General features: G+C 59.3%; 22 protein-coding genes. 13 read left to right on the top strand and 9 right to left on the bottom strand.

The window, feature by feature from the left end:
- The first annotated feature begins 6 nt into the window (after positions 1–6).
- Genes ACR0KL_RS17760 through rnc form a run of 6 tightly spaced genes read left to right on the top strand, consistent with a single transcriptional unit; the run spans position 7 to position 4,053 of the window.
- Positions 7–705, top strand: coding sequence for a DUF2062 domain-containing protein (locus tag ACR0KL_RS17760; protein ID WP_170380448.1), 699 nt, complete (start codon positions 7–9; stop codon positions 703–705).
- On the top strand, positions 698–1,444 hold the full coding sequence (locus ACR0KL_RS17755; protein WP_170681255.1) for a pyridoxine 5'-phosphate synthase: 747 nt from the start codon (positions 698–700) through the stop codon (positions 1,442–1,444). The genes ACR0KL_RS17760 and ACR0KL_RS17755 overlap by 8 nt, the downstream gene beginning before the upstream one ends.
- Positions 1,441–2,064 (top strand): LysE family translocator, encoded by a 624-nt coding sequence (locus ACR0KL_RS17750; RefSeq protein WP_170681253.1) that lies wholly within the window; start codon positions 1,441–1,443, stop codon positions 2,062–2,064. The genes ACR0KL_RS17755 and ACR0KL_RS17750 overlap by 4 nt, the downstream gene beginning before the upstream one ends.
- The gene (gene acpS, locus ACR0KL_RS17745) at positions 2,061–2,480 is read left to right on the top strand and encodes a holo-ACP synthase (RefSeq protein WP_170667994.1); all 420 of its coding nucleotides are present in this window, start codon (positions 2,061–2,063) and stop codon (positions 2,478–2,480) included. Before ACR0KL_RS17750 ends, acpS begins: the two co-directional genes overlap by 4 nt.
- A gap of 56 nt (positions 2,481–2,536) precedes the next feature.
- Positions 2,537–3,376 carry a signal peptidase I gene (lepB, locus tag ACR0KL_RS17740; RefSeq protein WP_170667993.1) on the top strand — a complete coding sequence of 280 codons (840 nt, stop codon included), beginning with the start codon at positions 2,537–2,539 and terminating at the stop codon, positions 3,374–3,376.
- Complete coding sequence (gene rnc / locus ACR0KL_RS17735; RefSeq protein ID WP_170463210.1) at positions 3,373–4,053, top strand: ribonuclease III; 681 nt, start codon at positions 3,373–3,375, stop codon at positions 4,051–4,053. The genes lepB and rnc overlap by 4 nt, the downstream gene beginning before the upstream one ends.
- Positions 4,054–4,286: 233 nt before the next feature.
- Here rnc and ACR0KL_RS17730 read toward each other — a convergent pair whose 3' ends face one another.
- Entirely contained in the window at positions 4,287–5,663 is a 1,377-nt protein-coding gene (locus ACR0KL_RS17730; RefSeq protein ID WP_170681251.1) for a multicopper oxidase family protein, read from the bottom strand.
- 158 nt (positions 5,664–5,821) lie between these two features.
- Here ACR0KL_RS17730 and era point away from each other — a divergent pair, with 158 nt between their 5' ends.
- The 3 genes from era (at position 5,822) to ACR0KL_RS17715 (ending at position 7,484) form a co-directional block, all read left to right on the top strand.
- A complete protein-coding gene (gene era, locus ACR0KL_RS17725) occupies positions 5,822–6,730 on the top strand; it encodes a GTPase Era (RefSeq protein ID WP_170681249.1) in 909 nt (302 codons plus the stop codon).
- Positions 6,727–7,056: a DUF1491 family protein gene (locus ACR0KL_RS17720; protein ID WP_170681247.1), complete on the top strand. Its 330-nt coding sequence runs from the start codon at positions 6,727–6,729 to the stop codon at positions 7,054–7,056. Before era ends, ACR0KL_RS17720 begins: the two co-directional genes overlap by 4 nt.
- 104 nt (positions 7,057–7,160) lie before the next feature.
- The gene (locus ACR0KL_RS17715; RefSeq protein WP_170681245.1) at positions 7,161–7,484 is read left to right on the top strand and encodes a SemiSWEET transporter; all 324 of its coding nucleotides are present in this window, start codon (positions 7,161–7,163) and stop codon (positions 7,482–7,484) included.
- 7 nt (positions 7,485–7,491) lie between these two features.
- Here ACR0KL_RS17715 and trhA read toward each other — a convergent pair whose 3' ends face one another.
- Entirely contained in the window at positions 7,492–8,160 is a 669-nt protein-coding gene (trhA, locus tag ACR0KL_RS17710; RefSeq protein ID WP_170681243.1) for a PAQR family membrane homeostasis protein TrhA, read from the bottom strand.
- A 122-nt stretch (positions 8,161–8,282) separates the two neighbouring features.
- Positions 8,283–10,568, bottom strand: a complete 2,286-nt coding sequence (locus ACR0KL_RS17705; RefSeq protein WP_480777335.1) for a fatty acid cis/trans isomerase — start codon at positions 10,566–10,568, stop codon at positions 8,283–8,285.
- A 140-nt stretch (positions 10,569–10,708) separates the two neighbouring features.
- Between ACR0KL_RS17705 and recO the strand changes: the two genes are divergently transcribed.
- The gene (gene recO, locus ACR0KL_RS17700) at positions 10,709–11,434 is read left to right on the top strand and encodes a DNA repair protein RecO (RefSeq protein WP_170681230.1); all 726 of its coding nucleotides are present in this window, start codon (positions 10,709–10,711) and stop codon (positions 11,432–11,434) included.
- Here the strand turns inward: recO and ACR0KL_RS17695 are convergent.
- The 3 genes from ACR0KL_RS17695 to ACR0KL_RS17685 all read right to left on the bottom strand — a co-directional run bounded on the left by ACR0KL_RS17695 (position 11,418) and on the right by ACR0KL_RS17685 (position 14,302).
- Positions 11,418–11,810, bottom strand: coding sequence for an META domain-containing protein (locus tag ACR0KL_RS17695; protein ID WP_170681228.1), 393 nt, complete (start codon positions 11,808–11,810; stop codon positions 11,418–11,420). The genes recO and ACR0KL_RS17695 overlap by 17 nt on opposite strands.
- 43 nt (positions 11,811–11,853) lie before the next feature.
- The gene (locus ACR0KL_RS17690; protein ID WP_480555461.1) at positions 11,854–12,402 is read right to left on the bottom strand and encodes a hypothetical protein; all 549 of its coding nucleotides are present in this window, start codon (positions 12,400–12,402) and stop codon (positions 11,854–11,856) included.
- A 208-nt stretch (positions 12,403–12,610) separates the two neighbouring features.
- Complete coding sequence (locus ACR0KL_RS17685; RefSeq protein WP_170463218.1) at positions 12,611–14,302, bottom strand: acyl-CoA dehydrogenase family protein; 1,692 nt, start codon at positions 14,300–14,302, stop codon at positions 12,611–12,613.
- A gap of 144 nt (positions 14,303–14,446) precedes the next feature.
- Between ACR0KL_RS17685 and ACR0KL_RS17680 the strand changes: the two genes are divergently transcribed.
- Positions 14,447–15,211, top strand: a complete 765-nt coding sequence (locus ACR0KL_RS17680) for a sulfite exporter TauE/SafE family protein (RefSeq protein ID WP_480777334.1) — start codon at positions 14,447–14,449, stop codon at positions 15,209–15,211.
- A gap of 4 nt (positions 15,212–15,215) precedes the next feature.
- Here the strand turns inward: ACR0KL_RS17680 and ACR0KL_RS17675 are convergent, their stop codons facing one another.
- The 3 genes from ACR0KL_RS17675 to ACR0KL_RS17665 all read right to left on the bottom strand — a co-directional run bounded on the left by ACR0KL_RS17675 (position 15,216) and on the right by ACR0KL_RS17665 (position 18,024).
- On the bottom strand, positions 15,216–15,680 hold the full coding sequence (locus tag ACR0KL_RS17675; protein ID WP_480565700.1) for a hypothetical protein: 465 nt from the start codon (positions 15,678–15,680) through the stop codon (positions 15,216–15,218).
- A gap of 111 nt (positions 15,681–15,791) precedes the next feature.
- On the bottom strand, positions 15,792–16,082 hold the full coding sequence (locus ACR0KL_RS17670; protein WP_170380432.1) for a hypothetical protein: 291 nt from the start codon (positions 16,080–16,082) through the stop codon (positions 15,792–15,794).
- 343 nt (positions 16,083–16,425) lie between these two features.
- Positions 16,426–18,024, bottom strand: coding sequence for a phosphoenolpyruvate carboxykinase (locus ACR0KL_RS17665; protein WP_170681222.1), 1,599 nt, complete (start codon positions 18,022–18,024; stop codon positions 16,426–16,428).
- Positions 18,025–18,084: 60 nt separating this feature from the next.
- Here ACR0KL_RS17665 and ACR0KL_RS17660 point away from each other — a divergent pair, with 60 nt between their 5' ends.
- Both ACR0KL_RS17660 and ACR0KL_RS17655 read left to right on the top strand, forming a co-directional pair.
- On the top strand, positions 18,085–18,351 hold the full coding sequence (locus ACR0KL_RS17660) for a hypothetical protein (protein ID WP_480777333.1): 267 nt from the start codon (positions 18,085–18,087) through the stop codon (positions 18,349–18,351).
- 21 nt (positions 18,352–18,372) lie between these two features.
- The gene (locus ACR0KL_RS17655; RefSeq protein WP_170380430.1) at positions 18,373–19,077 is read left to right on the top strand and encodes a response regulator transcription factor; all 705 of its coding nucleotides are present in this window, start codon (positions 18,373–18,375) and stop codon (positions 19,075–19,077) included.
- The last annotated feature ends 2 nt before the right edge of the window (positions 19,078–19,079 follow it).

The raw sequence follows: 19,079 nt of genomic DNA, 5'->3' as shown, positions 1-19,079 counted from the left end.
TCAGGAGTGGTTTTCAAGCGCCGAGATCGACGCTCTCCCATTCAGGCCGCATCTGAGTTTGTCTATCCACGTGGCGGATGGACCCGCGCCTTTCACTATGTCAAACATCGCGTTCGCCGCTTGCCAGACTCGCCCGAGCGGATCGCGCGCGGTATCGGGGCAGGGGTGTTTGCCGCGTTTACACCCTTCTATGGCCTGCATTTTCTGGTCGCCGCCATCGGAGCGCGCCTGCTCAACGGCAATATCGTGGCCGCCCTTAGCGGCACGTTCTTCGGCAATCCGCTGACCTATGTTCCGATCGGCGTCATCTGCCTGCAGACGGGGCACTTCCTTCTTGGAACCGAATTCGAGAAAAGCGAAACCCGCGGTCTGATGGGGAAATTCGCGGATGCGATGGGCGATCTGAAGAACAACTTCCTCGCCATGTTTACCGACCGCGTCGCGGATTGGCACGGCCTGGGTCTTTTCTACCGCGAAGTGTTCTACCCCTATATGATCGGCGGCATTCTTCCCGGTCTGCTGGCTGGGGTGATCTGCTTTTATCTCAGCCTGCCGCTGATCCGCACCTATCAACAGCGCCGCCGCGCGCGGATCAAAGCCAAATTCGACGAAATCAAACGTCTGGCTGAAACCGAGGCTGACACTTCGGTGGAAAAGGCACTAGCTTCAGCTCAAACCGTAAAAAAGGAATCGCGCGATGTCTGACACTTATCTGCGTCTTGGTGTGAATATCGACCACGTCGCCACCGTGCGTAACGCACGCGGTGGGGCTTATCCCGACCCGCTGCGTGCCGCCAAACTGGCCGAAGAGGCCGGGGCCGATGGCATTACGGCGCATCTGCGCGAAGACCGCCGTCACATCTCGGATGCGGATATTGATGGGCTAATGGACGTCCTCTCGGTCCCTCTGAACTTTGAAATGGCGGCCACCGAAGAGATGCAGAAGATCGCCCTGCGGCACAAACCTCATGCGGTCTGTATCGTGCCGGAGAAGCGTGAGGAACGCACCACCGAAGGTGGGCTGGAAGTCGCGCGCGAGGAAAACAAGTTGGCCCACTTCATTGCTCCGCTTCGCGATGTCGGCTGTCGTGTGTCGATCTTCATCGCCGCTGACCAACGCCAGATTGAGGCCGCCCACCGTATAGGGGCCGAGGTGATCGAGCTACACACAGGCGCCTATTGCGACGCCTTCGCCGAAGGCCGCATGGAAGAGGCCGAGCGTGAGCTGGAAAGCCTGCGCCAGATGTCGACCTTTGCCCATTCGCTGGGCCTCGAAGTCCATGCAGGCCACGGGTTGACCTATGAGACGGTGAAACCCGTCGCGGCCTTCCCAGAAGTGCGTGAGTTGAACATCGGCCACTTCCTGATCGGTGAGTCGATCTTTCTGGGCCTTACCCCCGCCATACAGGAAATGCGTCGCCTGATGGATGAGGCGCGGGCGTGATCACGCCCGCTTTCATAGCGATCTGGTTTGCCTGGTTGATGGCCGGTGGCTCACCCGGTCCGGCCACCATGGGCATTGCCGGTACCGCTATGTCTGAAGGTCGCCGTGCAGGGCTGGTCTTTGCACTTGGCATATGCGCGGGCTCTGCTGCTTGGGGGATTGCCGCCGCGCTGGGCTTGTCGGCGATCATGCTGGCAAATGTCTGGGTCTTCGAGGTGATCCGTTACTTTGGTGTCGCCTATTTGGGCTGGCTGGCCCTCAAGGCCCTGCGCCGCGCGATGACCGCGGGTGAGGTTCCATTGGGCAAGCCAGTCACCGGGTCGCTGCGCACGATCTTTGCGAAAGGTGCAGCCATTCACCTGACGAACCCCAAGGCGATCCTCAGTTGGGGATCGATCTATGCGATCGTTGCCCCAAATGATGCCAGCCTATGGGTGTTGTTGGGATATTTCGGCCTACTTTATGCGGGATCGTTGCTGATCTTCATCGGTTACGCCTTCCTGTTTTCCTCGTTGCGTATGGGTAGCGCCTACCGGCGTGCTCGACGTTGGTTCGATTTTGCCTTTGCGGGGTTCTTCGGCGTCGCCAGCTATAAGATTTTGACGGTTCGGTTGTCGTGATCCTCGGAGTTGGTACAGACCTCGCGAATATCGAGCGCATTCAGCGCACGCTCGACCGTTTCGGCGACCGTTTCCGCAATCGCGTGTTCACCGAGACCGAGCAGCGCAAGGCGGAACGTCGCTACGACACCGCAGGCACCTACGCCAAACGTTGGGCCGCGAAAGAGGCTTGTTCCAAGGCGTTAGGCACCGGTCTGCGCATGGGCATCGCCTGGAAGGACATGGCGGTCAGCAACCTGCACACGGGCCAGCCCGTGATGCATGTAACCGGCTGGGCCGCCGACCGGCTGCGCCAGATGACGCCGGAGGGCCATGAGGCGATTATCCACGTCACCCTGACCGATGACCACCCCTGGGCGCAGGCCTTTGTGGTGATCGAGGCGCGCCCGCTTCAAGAAGCCGGTACGCAGCCTTGACTTGCCCCCGCATGGCCCGCATTTAGCACCCAACACACCAAGGAGCAGAGAGCAGTATGGCCGAGGACGTCAAAACCGGAAATCCCATCTGGGAGACGATCAAAACCATTGTCTACGCCCTGTTGATCGCAGGCGTTTTCCGCACCCTGTTTTTCCAGCCCTTCTGGATCCCCTCCGGCTCGATGAAACAGACCCTGCTGATCGGCGATTTCCTGTTCGTCAACAAGATGGCCTACGGTTACTCCTACGCCTCCTGCCCCAGCCTGATCATCCCCAGTATCGGTCTGAATATCGACGCCGAGGATATCTGCGGCTGGCTTCCGGGTGACGACAATACCCGCATCTGGGGCGGAGAGCCCGAACGCGGCGATGTGATCGTCTTCCGTCACCCTGTGACGGGGCGTGACTATATCAAACGCCTCATCGGCCTACCGGGCGACCGCGTTCAGGTCCGTCAAGGGCAGATCATTCTGAACGGCACACCCGTCCCGCAACAAGCCGATGGCGTCTTCACGGAAGTGGCGGCTCCGCAAGGTCCGCAACGCTTGCGTCCGCGCTGCTCCAACGGCCCGGTCGGTATCGGTGGCGTCTGTGAGAAAGAGCGCTTTGTCGAGACCCTGCCCAATGGCGTATCCTATGACGTGCTGAGTATCGGCAATCAAGGGTCCGACAATACCGGCATCTACACGGTGCCCGAAGGCCACTATTTTTTCATGGGCGACAACCGCGATAACTCTGCCGACAGCCGTCTGCCGCAATCTGCTGGTGGGGTAGGCTATGTTCCTTACGAAAACCTGATCGGTCGCGCAGACCGGATCATGTTCTCGTCGGCTGGCCGGTCTATGCTGTTCTTCTGGACATGGCGCAGCGACCGCTTCTTCAAGGCGGTCAATTGAAGGTATCGGCCGACATAAAGGCGTTTCAGCACCGCTTAGGGTACGAATTTTCGAACCCCGAGCTGTTGGTGAGGGCGCTGACCCACGGTTCGGTTTCGTCTGCCACCCGGCCCGACAACCAACGGCTCGAATTCTTGGGCGACCGCGTTCTGGGCCTCGTTATGGCGACAGCCCTGCTAGAGGCGGACAAGAAAGCCTCCGAAGGCCAGCTGGCCCCTCGTTTCAACGCGCTGGTGCGTAAAGAAGCCTGTGCCGATGTCGCCCGCCAGATTGATCTGGGCGCCGTACTCAAGCTCGGCCGGTCCGAGATGCTGTCCGGGGGGCGCCGCAAACAGGCGCTTCTGGGCGACGCCATGGAGGCAGTGATCGCCGCCATCTACCGCGACGCCGGTTTTGAGGCCGCCCGCGACGTCATCCTCGCCCTCTGGGGGGATCGCATCCACACGGTCGAATCTGACGCTCGCGACGCCAAGACTTCGCTACAGGAATGGGCGCAGGCCCGTGGCCAGAAACCGCCCAGCTATATCGAGGTCAAACGCAGTGGCCCCGACCACGCTCCGGTTTTCACCATCGCCGCCCGCCTGCAGGACGGGACCGAGGCACAGGCCACCGCTGGATCAAAACGCCAGGCCGAACAGGCTGCGGCAAAGGCCCTTCTGGACTCGCTGCCGAAGTAGCCCTCGTTCATCTTCCAAAACCCGATCCGCTCTTCATCCGGCCAAAAATATCCCGGGGGTGAGGCCGGATGAAATCTGGACGAGGGGGCTGGCCCCCTACCGGTCGGATTGGCGTAGTCAATCCGATGCCTGCAACGTTTTGGGTTAAATTAGTGACACGAATACCCTGCCACGCTTCCAGCGTTCTCGGGACATTTGTGCCACTCGTTGATTCATGTGAAACCCGAAACGCTTTAAACCACCCGGATATACCCGGTCAGACCGGTTTTCTGATGCTCGATCACATGACAATGAAAGGCCCAGTCGCCGGGATTGTCCGCGACCAGTGCGATCTCGACCACCTCATCTTTCAGCAGCAACATGGTATCGGTCAGCAAAGGCGGCAGCTTGCGTAGGTTCGATTTCATCGGCGTGAACACAAGCCCATGCAGGTGGATCGGATGAAGGTTCGGCGATTCGTTTCGTAGCCGCAGAACGTAACTTTTGCCCATCTCCAAAACGGCCAGAGGGCCAACACCCTCGGCGGCATCGCCCGCCCAAGGGGTTCGGTTGATCGACCAGAAATTATATCCCAGAGAGCCACAGAACCCGTTATTCGGCTCTCCACCTTCGGGCGTCCAGCCAAAGACGAACTCATGCAGTTCGGCCTTGGTCAGATCAGGCCGTGCAACCGGATTCGGGGGCAGTGGTTTCAACTCCTGCAAATCGCGCGCAACATCCGCGCCTAGGGCCCGAAGACGTGCCATCGGGCGATGCGGCTGACCCGGCAGTTTCGCGACCAGATCCACCATCTGCCCCTCGCCTGAGGGCATCGCCACCGCGAAATCCACCCGTTGGCCCGGTCCGACCAGCAGAGGGTCCTCGGCGCGTGGCAGGGGGAGCTCGACATCAACCGGATGTCCGTCCCAGGCGATGATCCGGGTCTTGCCGCCCGCAAGATGCAGCCGATAAATCCGGGTCGTGTCCGTGTTCACCACCCGCAGCCGTACCAACCCGCCCGAGACGTGGTCATAAACGGGCGTATCCAGCCAGTTTGCAGTTTGTAGATTGCCGAACGTTCCAGCCCTTGCTGCGCCGCGCTGGGTGTAAGCGGGCAAGAACTGGTCTTCGTCATCCAGACGGAAATCGCGCAGGTTAATGACCTGTTCGCCGTCAAACCCGGGATATTCGGCCTCGGCAATGACCATCACGCCGGTCAGACCGTGAGCCATCTGCTCCATCGTCATACAATGGGGGTGGTACCAATAGGTCCCAGCGTCAGGGGGCGTGAACTCATAGTCGAACAGTTCATTCGGTCCCAATGGCATCTGGGTCAGATAGGGAACGCCGTCCATCGCATTAGGAATACGCAGCCCGTGCCAATGCATCGCGGTGTAGTCTAGTGTCGAGTTGCGTACTGGCAGGCGCATCGCCTCACCCTGACGACCCCGCAGTACCGGCGGCGGCGCATCAGAGGATAGGCTGACCATCCCGGTCGTCACCTGATCGCGCAATGTAAAACTGGCCGATTGGATGACCAGTTCAGGCGCGGCCGAGGCTAGACCGAACCCTCCCAATCCGATTGCCCCTGCGGCGGCGCTGGTGCCCAAAAGGAACTCGCGACGTTTCATGATTTGCCTCTTTGATGAAATCCTCGCCTGGCTGTCATCGGCGTGGCGTATGGCTACAGTTTCACTGCGCACAACGGATCGCAATGCGACAAAACCCTCTGGCCCGCGCGGGCATTCTGCTATAGGGGTGCGCACTTGCAAACAGGATCGCAACACACATGACCACACGCGCCGGATTTATCGCCCTGATCGGAGAGCCCAATGCAGGCAAATCCACCCTTTTGAACCGCATGGTCGGGGCCAAGGTCTCGATCGTGACGCATAAGGTGCAGACCACCCGCGCCCGCATCCGTGGCGTGGCGATGGAGGGCGACGCGCAGCTGGTTTTTGTGGATACGCCCGGCCTGTTCAAACCGCGCCGCCGTCTGGACCGAGCCATGGTTGCCGCTGCCTGGGGTGGGGCGGCTGATGCGGATGTGGTTGTCCTGATGATCGAGGCCCATCGCGGCATCACCGAAGGCGTCGAGCGGATCCTCGAAGGTCTCGAAGAGATCGGGCAGGGCCGCACCATCGCGCTGGCCATCAACAAGATCGACAAGGTGCCCTCCGAGAAGTTGCTGGCGCTGACCAGCGACTTGAACGCTCGCTACCCTTTTGCTGAGACCTTCATGATCTCGGCTGAGAAAGGCCACGGCGTCGACGACCTGCGTAAATGGCTGGCGGGAGAGCTGCCCGAAGGCCCTTGGCTTTATCCCGAAGACCAGATCGCCGATCTGCCCCTGCGCATGATCGCCGCCGAGATGACGCGCGAAAAGTTGACCCTGCGCTTGCATCAAGAACTGCCCTATCAGCTAACCGTCGAGACGGAGAACTGGGAAGAGCGCAAAGACGGCTCGGCCCGGATTGATCAGATCATCTATGTCATGCGCGACGGCCACAAAGGCATCGTACTGGGCAAAAAAGGCGAGACGATCAAGGCCGTCAGCCAGGCCGCGCGGGCGGAACTGGAAGAGTTTCTGGATCGTAAGATTCACCTGTTCCTGCAGGTCAAAGTCCGGCCCAACTGGCTGGAGGAATCCGAGCGGTACTCGGAAATGGGTCTGGATTTCAAAGACGGCAACGCATGACGCGTCTGACCGCAGACTTCTGGGTCCATGCCTATCTGGCACGGCTGCGGTTTCAGGAAATCCCGGCCTTCGTGGTGGCGCATGGCGATGACACGGCGGGCGCGGTGCTGGTCAAACTCAACACGCTTGATGGGCAGGCGGTGGCCTTCCAACGCAGCTTTGACCTGATGAGCGGCGTTCGTAAATGGGTAGAACTCTCCAGCGGCGCCGAACGCGATGTGGACGAGGCCATCCAGCGCCAGCGCAGCTTTGACCCTGATCTCTGGGTGATTGAGGTCGAAGACCGGCAGGGGCGGCATTTGCTGGATGATGAGGGGCTGGAATAAACCCACCCACAGGGACTTGGACAGGCGGCTCAAACCGTCTAGTTTGAAGGGCAGGTCGGCACAGGCTGATCGTTGAGAAAACCGCAAAAAGGTCAGGTGTTGGCGTGGCTGAAACACTCGCTGAGAAACTTGAAAAATCGAACCTGGGTCACTGGATGCAGCGATTCGAAGGCTTCATGGTCTTCATTGGTGTCGTCGGCCCCTTTGCCACGCTGCCGCAGCTGATCAAGCTGTTTTTCACACACTCGCAACACGCCACCGGCCAGTCGCTTTTGTCCTGGTCGCTTTATGCTGCGCTGTCATTCTTGTGGTTTGCTTATGGGTTGGTGGTCGGGAAGCTGCCGATTTATGTGGGCAATGGAATCTCGATGGTCCTCAACCTGTTGATGGTGGTTGGTATCTTGATGCACGCGGGCCTGACGTTCTGAAGGGTCTTTAGCCCAACAACAACGGCTCCAGCGACACCCGCAGCGATACGGCGGCGAAGAACAGAACACTGCCTGCCAGAACGAAAACATGCCAGATCGTGTTGTGATAGGGCATCCAGTCGGACAGGTAGAAGATGACACCTGCGGTATAGACTACCCCTCCGGCAATCATCAGAGCGAGTACCGAAGGTGGCAGCTCGTCCAGCAAAGCGTGCCCGCTCCAGACGGCGGCCCAGCCCATTCCCAGATACAAGATCAGCCCGATCCAGCGAAAGCGGTGCGGGTCCACCATCTTCAGCACTGATCCCAGCGTGGCCGAGGACCAAAGGCCGATCATCAGCCCCGGGGCTTGTGCTCCGGACAGCAGCAGGAAGGGCGTGTAAGTGCCTGCGATCTTCACATAGATGCCCGAGTGATCAAGCCTGCGCAGAACTTCTGACCATCGATCACTGACGACCATGTTGTAGAGCGCAGAAAAGCTGAGCATCAGGATCAGCGTCACTCCGTAGATCGACGCGCCCATGACCGCGTCCGGGTCGGCGCGATAGAACATCGTCATGACAATCAGAATGGGAACCGCGATGAGGGCTAGAAACAGGCCCAGAACATGTACAACTCCGTCACTGACGCGCTCTGCCCGGCTATAGGCTGGCCGGATATGTGCAAAAGATCGCATAGCAGAAGGGTAGGGCCGCTGCCGTCCTTCGGCAAGTCTGTCGGGCTGAACTTATCGTGTGGGTGTCACAGCTTGCGGCGCTGGCGGGTGTTTTTCATCCCCTCTTCATCAAACCGCAATGCTCAGGTCGGATCTTCGCCGGGCTTTGGGTCTTTGTACCGGTTGAGGTCCAGAATACCCGCCTGAATTGGTTTGTCTTGCAGAAAACGGGCGTGGATCTGATCGCTGATGGCCCAGAAGTCCTCGCTGGTCCGGCGCACGCCGAAATCGGCGACCAGCTGCATCCAGTCTTCTTGAGTGGCAAGTGATTTCACGGCTTGAACAAAGTCAGGCAATTGCGCCTCAGGCAGTTTGAAGAAGAAGTTTGGGTAGCTTCCGATCATCTCAGGCAGAATGGTCAGAACGTCTTTTTCGGGCTCTCGCCGGGCGGATTCGTCAAACAGGAAGGCAATGTTGGTATGGGCCTTGTCGTGGATCAGGGTGAAAACTTCGGCTTTCTCGTCGCTTGTCTCGACCACCAGCAAGGAAAGGTCAGGCAGGAACTTGACCCAAGGCCCCGTCTGGCTGGCCAGGGCAGTCAGCGCATCCTGCGCGCAATGCGCGCCATCGCATCGGTTGATCGGGTCTGAGCGCGACCATAGCCCGTTGCCGCGGGCCAAAAGCTGCAGAAAAAACTCCTGCTTGGGGGCGTCCGTTTCAAACGTGACCCCGGTGGGCATCGTGTCGTCGATGCGACGGGTGTGCCAAAAAGTGTGCAATCTGGCCAGAACGCCTCGGTACCAGTTTTCGTGCATCCCCGGCCTCAGATTGCGCGGCATGAAGGTCAGGAAGTTGTCCTCACTCTCCATGCGCAATTCGTCCATGTAGATACGGGTCGCCAGTTGATGTTCGACACGCCCGAACACGTCATATCCAGCCACCAGATTATAGTAGATCCGTTCAAACACAGGATAGTCGATGACCCAGGCGGTTTCCGGAATATCGCCGTGAAATCCTGTCAGGGCCGAGGCGTTGTCGAAATGCCGAAACACGGTGATCAGGGCGTTCGGGTTGGTTCCTTCACCATCCCAAATCGCGTCATAGCCCCAGCCAGTTTGATGCGCGGGACCGCTGCGATAGCGGGTATCGCGGAACTCAAGGTACTCGGCCTGGTTCTGATGCGAGAACATGTGCAGGTCGCCCAAGCTTTGATCCACTTGCGCGACGGGCAACTCAAGAAGCGCAGCGCCTTCGGCCAGAAAGCTTGGGTCGGTGATCGCGAGGTCTGCGTCGGGGTCAAGGAAACTGACCCAGAACCGGTCCTCAATGACGTCAACGGCAGTCTCCCCGTGACAGACGGGGCCGCGGATGAAGCTACGGACAAAGAACAGCGCATCGTCCAAAAGGAATTGATAGCGGCTACGCGCGGGGATCGCCGCGAAGGTCGAGAACGGGTCTCCGCCTTCGGCATCGCCATAGGAGGGCAGGTCGGTCAGCGCCCAGTTGGGTTGCAGGAATAGCGCCTGAAACCGCGCCATGCGATCAGGACTTAACGTGTAGACCAGATGTTCCTTGTGGACGATGGTTTCATCGACCGGTTGTAGACGGTAGTAGAAAGGGTCCGCGCCGGGGTCGTCAAACGGGCGGCGGGTGGCGATGATGTCGATCTTTTCTCCGTTGGGCGTTCTGGACCGGACCATTTGAAAGAACCGCCGTGGGTCATCGCCTTCAAAATGCAGGCGGGCCAGAAACAAATGTTCGAACAGATACCGGTTCATCAATTGAGCGCGCGGGTCGGGGGCGTTGAAGAACGCCTCCCAGGCGGTAACCTGCCCTTGGATATCGTCCGGCAATGGCGTAGCCGCCTCAGGCAAGGCTGCTCCGCTCTGCACCCAATCCATCAACAGTTCATGCTCCGAGGCCGTCAGTGGCGCGGTCCCATAGGGCATTCCGGCCGTCGGATGACTTTCGCGGAAGGCGTCGAACTCCTGATCGGTTGGGCATACCAAGGGGCGGTCAAGCGCCAGCCCCAACGAGTCGGGCAGAGGCGCGTTTGCGGGCAGAGGGTTCTCGGCACCCAAGGTCAGATAGCGTTCCAGTAAGCTGGACTCGCCTTGTGCCTGCGGAAGAACTGCATGGAATCCCAAATCCCGCCACCCCTCAACCGTTGTGGCATCCTGCCCCAAACGGGTGGGTTGGGCATCTTCCAGACGCTGCGAATGGTAAACCGCCAGCTTGTTGCCGCCGCGCAGCAGCCCCTCGGGTGAGGTCAGCTTGACCTGACAGGGCGCATCGTAGCAGCCGTGGCAAACCACGCATCGCTTGTCGAGAACCGGCTTCACCTGCGACCAGTCTGCCTGAGCGAATGCGGAAAGAGGGCTAAAGCCGATCAAGCTTGCAAATAGCAAAACCCAAACTCTGCCTGGCATCTTTGTCCTCCCTCCCATCGCGCGCCCAATGATAATCTTGGACCAAGCGCCCGGTTTGTCGAGTCCCCATCCCGCTTGCGCCCGCCGCGCAGTTGCGCTCTTGTGAGGCGAGCGATTTCCAACCCCGACCGGAGCTTGCCTTGGACTGGCGCGATTACGGCATCTTACTGACCACGCGCCGCCACGGTGAAACGGCCGCGATCATCGAGGTCTTTACCGAGGCCCATGGTCGTCATGCGGGCGTGGTGCGCGGAGGAACCAGCCGCAAGATTGCGCCGATCTTGCAGCCCGGCGCGCAGCTGGACGTGCTGTGGCGGGCGCGACTTGAGGAACATATTGGCACCTTCCAGGTCGAACCCCTACGCTCGCGCGCGGCGGCGGCGTTCTCTGGTCGGCTGGCGCTGGCGGGGCTTAACGCCGTAGTGTCGCTGTTGTCCTTTTGCCTGCCCGAGCGCGAGCCGCATCCCGCAATCTACAGCCAGACCGAACAGTTGATGGATCTGCTCGGGCAGGATGAGATCTGGTCGCTGGCCTATCTGCGGTGGGAACTTGCGCTGCTTGAGGAGCTGGGCTTTGGCCTCGACCTGTCCTCTTGCGCTGTGACAGGCGCGACCGAGGGGTTGGTCTATGTCTCGCCCAAAACGGGTCGGGCCGTCAGCGTTGAAGGCGCTGGGGAGTGGGCCGACCGCCTGTTGCCCCTGCCACCCTGTCTGCGGGGCGAAGGGACGGCCCCGGATGCCGAGATCGTGCAGGGGTTGAACACGACGGGGTATTTCATGGAACACCGCGTTGCGCCCGCGCTGGGCCATCATCCACTGCCCGAGGCGCGGGCGCGGTTCGTCGAGAGGCTTACTCGGCGGCTTTGAACACCATCTCGTGCCCGTCCTCATTGCGCAGAATAAGAAAATCGCCCGAAACCTCGGATTGGGTCATCGCCAACAGGGCGGCGAAATACATTCCCTCGGCCTCAAGCGCGGCACAGGCGGCGCGGGTGGCGGCAAGGTCCTTGATCTCGAACCAAGGATAGGGCGCGTTCAGCGTGCCATTGTAGCTATTGCAGGGGGCATTGCCCGCGATCTTGCCCTCTTCGGGGAATTGCAGCAGGGCGCTGGCTTCAAAAGGCTGCCCGTCAATCTCTTGCAGCACCCAGGACCGGTCAGACGCGCCATAGGCGGCCACGGTTTCGTCGCGGTCGCATTGAAACAGGGCCATCATGGGCAGAACGAGGGTTAGGCGTAACATGGGCACAAGCTAGCGCGACTAGGGTTTCGGCTGAACCGGAATCTCAGCTGCCCGCGTTGGCCGAGATCAGCTCTTCGCGCACCTCCAGTCGGGGCCGCCAATTGTAGCGGTCGTCTTCCGAGATCTCGCCCCAGAACAGGTCGCCGCTCTGCCGCCAGGGATCAAGGATCACGCCGTCCTTCAGACTATCTCCCCGCGCACTGATCGCCGCCGAATGGTGGATGATGCGGAACGTGGTCGGAGGGGAGGTTGCCCAATGCACGTCCAGCGTTTGAAAGTCCTCTTGCTGCAAGCGCCGGGTCATGGCCTGCGCCCAGTCATTGCACAGGCCATAGTCACGAAAGCCGTTGATGACCTTGGCGTTGTGAACGATCGGCGAATCCGTCACGTTCCAGTCGCGCTTCAATTGTTGCGAATAGCTGTAAGAGATTTCTGCGGCGCGGCGGGCCTCGGCCGGGTCGACATCGGGGCCAAGGTTGCGGATCTCAAGCGCCAGCCCATCGACATCCGACCGTGTTACGGTCGAAGACGGAGTGCAGGCCCCAAGGGTCAGCATCACCAAGGCAGCAAGCAGCGCGGTCAGGCGTATCACGTTTGTCTCTCCGTCCGGGTTTCGAAAGGTCGTGTAAGTGATCTGCGCGAGATCGGGAAGGGGGAAGTTGCAGTGAGGAGTGTTCAGAATTGGTTCTGTTGGCGTTATGGGACACGCTGTTAGCGCCGCGCACAAAATAAGCAATTCAAGAAAAAAACCCGGCGCGGGCGCCGGGTTCAGTTGGGGAAATGAAGTTGCCGAATATCGGTCAGCCCAGCAGACGCCGTGCGATGACCTGTGCCTGAATTTCGGCAGCCCCTTCGAAAATGTTCAGGATACGCGCGTCGCACAGAACGCGGCTGATCTTGTATTCCAGCGCGAAGCCGTTGCCGCCGTGAATCTGCAGCCCGTTATCGGCCGCGGCCCAGGCCACACGTGCGCCCAGCAGCTTGGCCATACCGGCCTCTAGATCGCAGCGTTGGCCGTGGTCTTTTTCCCAGGCCGAGAAATAGGTCAGCTGCCGCGCGATCATGATCTCAACCGCCATCATCGCCAGCTTGCCGGACACGCGCGGGAAGTTGATCAGCGATTTGCCAAACTGCTTGCGGTCCTGCGCATATTGCATCGCGATATCCAGCGCACTTTGCGCAACGCCGATGGCGCGGGCGGCGGTCTGGATGCGGGCGGATTCAAAAGTCTCCATCAACTGCTTGAAGCCTTTGCCTTCTTCGCCGCCCAGAAGGTTTTCACCCTTCACGTGGAAGCCGTCGAATCCCAGCTCGTATTCCTTCATGCCGCGATAGCCCAGCACCTCGATCTCACCGCCGGTCATGCCGGGCGTAGGGAAGGGGGCCTCATCCGTTCCGGGCGTCTTTTCGGCCAGGAACATCGACAGACCCCGGTGGTCGGTGCTGTCAGGATTGGTACGTGCCAGCAGGGTCATCACATGGGTTCGGGCCGCGTGGGTGATCCACGTTTTGTTGCCGGTGATCTCATAGTCGCCATCAGCGTTCTTGACCGCACGGGTGCGCAGGCTGCCCAAATCCGAGCCGGTGTTGGGTTCGGTGAACACGGCGGTCGGCAGGATCTCGGCGCTGGCCAGCTTCGGCAGCCAGTTCGCTTTTTGCTCATCCGTACCGCCTGCGATGATCAGCTCGGCCGCAATCTCGGAGCGCGTGCCCAGAGAGCCAACACCGATATAGCCACGCGAAAGCTCCTCGGACACCACGCACATCGAAGCTTTGGACAGGCCGAATCCGCCGAACTCTTCGGGGATGGTCAGGCCGAAAACGCCCATCTCGGCCAGTTCTTCGATGACTTCGATCGGGATCAGTTCGTCCTTGAGGTGCCAGTCATGGGCGTGCGGTTCGACCTTTTCGACGGCATAACGGCGGAATTGGTCACGGATCATCTCAAGTTCTTCGTCCAGACCCGACGCGCCGAACATGGTGGCTCCGGCCTGGTCTTCCATCAGGGCGACAAGGCGAGACCGCGCGGCTTGCGTATTGGCCTGCGCCATCAGCGTCTGGATCTCAGAAGTCTGGAACCCGGACAGAGCGTCCCAGCCCAGCCCCAGATCCTGCAGGCGTACAACTTCGCCTTGGTTCATGGGGATACCGCCAGCGACCTGATGCAGATACTCACCAAAGGCGATCTGGTGCAGCAGTTGCTCAATCTCGCCAAACTTGCCGTCCGCCTCAAGCGCTTCGGCCCAGCGTTGCATCTGTGCAAGGGACTGATGATAGGTCGCCAGCCATGCCAGCCCGTGAGCAGCTGTCTGGTTCGCCTCGATCAACGCACCCGAGATGCGACCGTCAGCCTCGACCATGGACCGCACCGAATCGCGCGCGCGCTCAAATACCGCTTCAACCGCTGGTACAGCGGCCTTTGTCAGGGCCAGAAGGTCCGGCAAAATCGCAGCTGTCGTCATCTGGGTCATATCCTGTCCGTCATGGGCCATGAATCACGTCCTCTTTTGCGTCGTCTGGTCATATCATGCTGCACGTGCAGCGCAACAAAAATACTTATTACGTAGCGAAAAAGTTCAAATATTACCTTGGCATTTTTGCAGTGCAGAGAGCGCACAGGGTGATATCTAGACGCCATGACATTGTTTTCCATACTCTCTCCGACCGATCTTGCCCTGGCTGCTGCGATTGCGTGCCTAGCCGGATGGGTCAAAGGCATGGTCGGTTTCGCGATGCCGATGGTTCTGGTTTCGGGGCTGAGCATGTTCCTGTCGCCTGAGCTCGCGGTTGCCGGTCTTATCTTCTCAACCGTCGTGACCAACGGCGTTCAGGCGCTGCAGGAAGGGGGGCGGGCGGCTATTGCCTCGATCCGGCGGTTCCGGGTCTTTCTGAGCGTTGGTTTGGTCTTTCTGCTGATCGGAGCGCAATTGGTGACGCTGGTTCCAGCTTCGACCTTCCTGATGTTGATCGGCATTCCGGTGACGGTCTTTGCATTGCTGCAGATCCTAGGTGTCACCTTCTCCCTCAAAGAAGCATCAGCGCGTATAGAAGCGATCTTCGGCGCAATTGCGGGCTTTGTAGGTGGGATATCGGGCGTGTGGGGCCCTCCGACCGTGGCGTATCTGACGGCCTTGAACACCCCAAAGCAAGAGCAGTTGAGAGTGCAGGGTGTGATCTATGGTCTGGGCGCTGTGGCTTTGACAGTGGCGCATATCGGCTCAGGGATACTGAACCGAGAGACAGCGCCGTTCTCGGCTGTACTGGTCGTGCCGGCCCTTGCGGGGTTGTGGCTGGGGATGCGGTTGCAGGACCGTATTGATCAGGCCCGGTTTCGGAAAATCACGCTGTTGGTACTGTTGGTCGCTGGGCTGAATCTTGTCCGCCGTGGTCTGTTCGGTTAGCGGATCACGCCCGCTTGTCCGCAAAGCGAAACGCGAAATAGAGGCCGAGCATCAGGAAGAACAGGCCCGAGACGTCTCCGATCAGAAAGGCGATGTATTCAGCGGTCGCACTGCCGAAGGCCAGGTTTGTCAGCCCTGAAACCAGGAACGAGGTCACAACGCCCACGCCCATGATGCAGATCCAGCAGGGTTTGCGGTCGGCGCGTGGAAAGAGATCCCAGCCGAGCCATTTGCACAGATAGAACACTGCCGGAACCGTTGTTACGGCGATTGCCATGGCCATAAGTCGGCTGGGCAGGAACACATCGCTGCCACCGAGTGCTGCGAAAACGATGAAAACACCGGGAAGAAGGGCAAAGATCGCCCTCCAGCCCAATAGCCACGCGGATAAAACGCGCACGCCATGTGGCAGAAACAGCAGACTTGCCCGACTTGGATATTCGGGAAAGAACAAGTTCTGCAAAGGCATCAGGACCTCAAAAGTGAGGAAGGATGCGATCACATAGGCCAAAGAGGCAAAAAATGTTTCCGAGGCCCACTTGCGCACGTCGATCAGCCGTTGCTCTGCCGGGGCGCGGCGTCACCGTGGTGCATGTACGATATACCGTCCGCGATTGGCTGTGCCGCTTTGCGACAGATAACCCTTTTCGACCAGCGACTTCAGCGCGCGGAAAAAGGTGGGCCGCGAAACGCTCTGGACCAGAGTGTGTTCGATCAAGCCGAATGTCCGGACTTCCTGATCGGCTTTCGATAGCTCTTCGGCAGCGTAATAAATGTCGCGCTCGACCGGAGAAAGCTGTTCAAGGCCCAGTGTGCGCTCCATGCTTTGCATGAGCTTGCGAAGTTCGGTGAGTTTCGAGATTTCGGTCATATCTTACCTGTCTTTTTCGTGCCAACGCGGCCAAAGCCGAAACCTGGAAATATATCCAAACACCGTGGTGTCTGGCTGGTTTCATATTGACACTTTACCCCATCTACTTAGACTAGCGTCGTGATTAGGTTGCCCAATTCGCTGGTGTGAGTGTCCGCGCATGAGCTGCCCAAAGGTTATTTTAAGATTCGGCCCGGTGCAAAAGCTCCGGGCCAATTTAATGTAGCGACTGTAGCGTATCGGAAACTTCGGAACAACGCATTTGTATATGCTGTTTCCGCGCGGTAACCGGAAGGTGAACGCTCTGGCATAGAAAAGGGCGCCGAAGCGCCCTTGATTCAGGTCAGCCGATGGCAACAGCCTTGATGTCTTCGTCGATGAACGGAATGTACTGTTCAAAGTTCTCCGCAAACATCTGCACCAGCTTCTCTGCCTGCTTGTCGAACGCAACCTGATCATCCCAGGTGCGGCGCGGATCCAGCAGAACCTCAGGCACTCCGGGGACCGAGACAGGTACGTCGAAGCCGAAATTAGCATCCTTGCGGTACTCGGCATCGGCCAGCGAACCGTCCAGCGCAGCAGTCAGCAAGGCGCGGGTTGCCTTGATCGGCATCCGGCTGCCAATCCCGTAGGCGCCACCGGTCCAGCCGGTGTTGACCAGCCAGCAGGTCGCACCGTGCTGGGCGATCTTGTCACGCAGCAGGTTGCCATAGGCCTCGGGGCGGCGCGGCATGAAGGGCGCGCCAAAGCAGGTCGAGAAGGTTGGTTGCGGCTCGGTCACGCCACGCTCGGTACCTGCTACCTTAGAGGTGAAGCCCGACAGGAAGTGATACATGGCCTGCGCCGGTGTCAGCCGCGCGATGGGAGGCAGTACGCCGAACGCATCACAGGTCAGCATGATGATGTTCTTGGGATGACCGCCCAGAGCGCTGCTGGATGCGTTCGAGATATACTCGAGCGGGTAGGCGCAGCGCATGTTTGCAGTCAGTGAGTCATCATCGAAATCAAGTTCCTTGGTTTCGGGATCGAAGACCATGTTCTCGATCACCGTGCCGAATTTCGAGGTCGTCGCGTAAATCTCGGGCTCGGCCTCGGCGTTCAGGTTGATGGTCTTGGCATAGCAGCCACCTTCGAAGTTGAACGTACCACGATCCGACCAGCCATGTTCGTCGTCACCGATCAGAATCCGTGCCGGATCGGCGGACAAGGTGGTCTTGCCGGTGCCGGACAGGCCAAAGAAGACGGCGGTGTCGACCGGGTTCCCAACAGCGTGGTTGGCCGAGCAGTGCATTGGCATCACGCCTTTTTCCGGCAGCATGTAGTTCAGCAGGGTGAAAACGGATTTTTTGTTCTCGCCCGCGTATTCGGTGCCGCCGATGAGGATCAGCTTGCGGTCGAAGTTCAGTGCAATCACCGTCTCGCTACGGCAGTTGTGCTTGGCGGGATCCGCTTGGAAGCTGGGGCAGTTGATGATGGTGAAGTCAGCCGTGAAATCATCCAGATCTTCGCGATCCGGGCGGCGCAGGAGGTGGCGGATGAACAGGTTGTGCCAGGCCAGCTCGGTGACCATGCGCACGTTGATCGAGTAGGTCGGATCGGCCCCGCCAACGAGGTCCTGCACAAAGTAGTCGCGGCCTTTCATATGGGCCAGCATGTCTTCGTACAGTGCGTCAAAGCCTTCGGGGCTCATGGCGGCGTTGTTTTCCCACCAGATGCTGTCGGCGACGCTTTCGGTTTTGACGACGTGTTTGTCCTTGGGCGAACGGCCAGTGAACTTGCCGGTGGTGACCAGAAAGGCCCCGCCATTGCCAAGGGTGCCTTCGCCGCGCTTCAGCGCTTCTTCGATCAGCGCCGGTTCCATGAAGTTGTAATAGACATTGCCCAGACCCTCGATGCCCTGATCTTCGAGGCGGAATTGCGGGTTAACCCGTCCAGATGTCATTTGTGTCTTCTCCTGTGGCGGCGCGGAGGCAGTTCGGCCCGGTGCGCTCTTGGGGCAATCATGCCGGACGACTCCGGCGAACAGGCGTCCTCTTATCATGGTCGTTTGGGGCATGAACAGGAGGCTTTGACGCAGTTAGCGCAACCAAGTTCAGGTTTAGCGCCATCACAAATTTCCTGTCGGAAAACCGGGCAGCATTTTGCGGCCAGCAAGGCATTTTTGCCGCAGAACTGCCGCAAGAATGGCTTGATTCGTGGTTACGGATTGATTCGGCGCCTTAAAACCGCCAACAATATCCTACAAAAAAGCGTATTATTGCGTATATGAGCAGGAATAGGGGTGACCCCAATGTCAAAGATTGCACTAGTGGATGACGATAGAAACATTCTGACGTCGGTATCCATGACGCTCGAAGCCGAGGGTTTCGAGGTTGAAACGTATAATGACGGTCAGGCTGCGCTGGATGCTTTCAATAAAAAGCTGCCCGATATGGCTGTTCTGGATATCAAGATGCCGCGGATGGACGGGATGGATCTATTGCAGCGGCTGCGCCAGAAAACCCAGATGCCGGTTATCTTTCTAACCTCCAAGGATGACGAGATCGACGAGGTTCTGGGTCTGCGCATGGGCGCGGATGACTATGTGAAGAAGCCGTTTTCGCAGCGCCTTTTGGTCGAACGTATTCGCGCCTTGCTGCGTCGTCAGGAAGCCACCGAGGGCGATAGCGCTGCGGTTAGCACAGGTGATGCGAAGGTCATGGAACGTGGTGAGTTGCGGATGGACCCGCTGCGCCATGCGGTGACCTGGAAGGGCAATGATGTCTCGTTGACCGTGACCGAGTTTCTGCTTCTGCAGGCCCTGGCGCAACGCCCTGGCTTCGTCAAAAGCCGCGACCAGCTGATGGATGTGGCCTATGACGATCAGGTCTATGTCGACGACCGCACCATCGACAGCCACATCAAACGCCTTCGCAAGAAGATGCGCGCCGCTGATCCTGAGTTCTCGGCCATCGAGACGCTCTATGGCATCGGCTACCGCTACAACGAAGAATAGGC

The sequence above is a fragment of the Ruegeria sp. C8 genome (genome assembly GCF_056537565.1).
The sequence above is the reverse complement of the archived record's forward strand: the minus strand, read 5'-3'. Positions and strand labels throughout refer to the sequence as shown.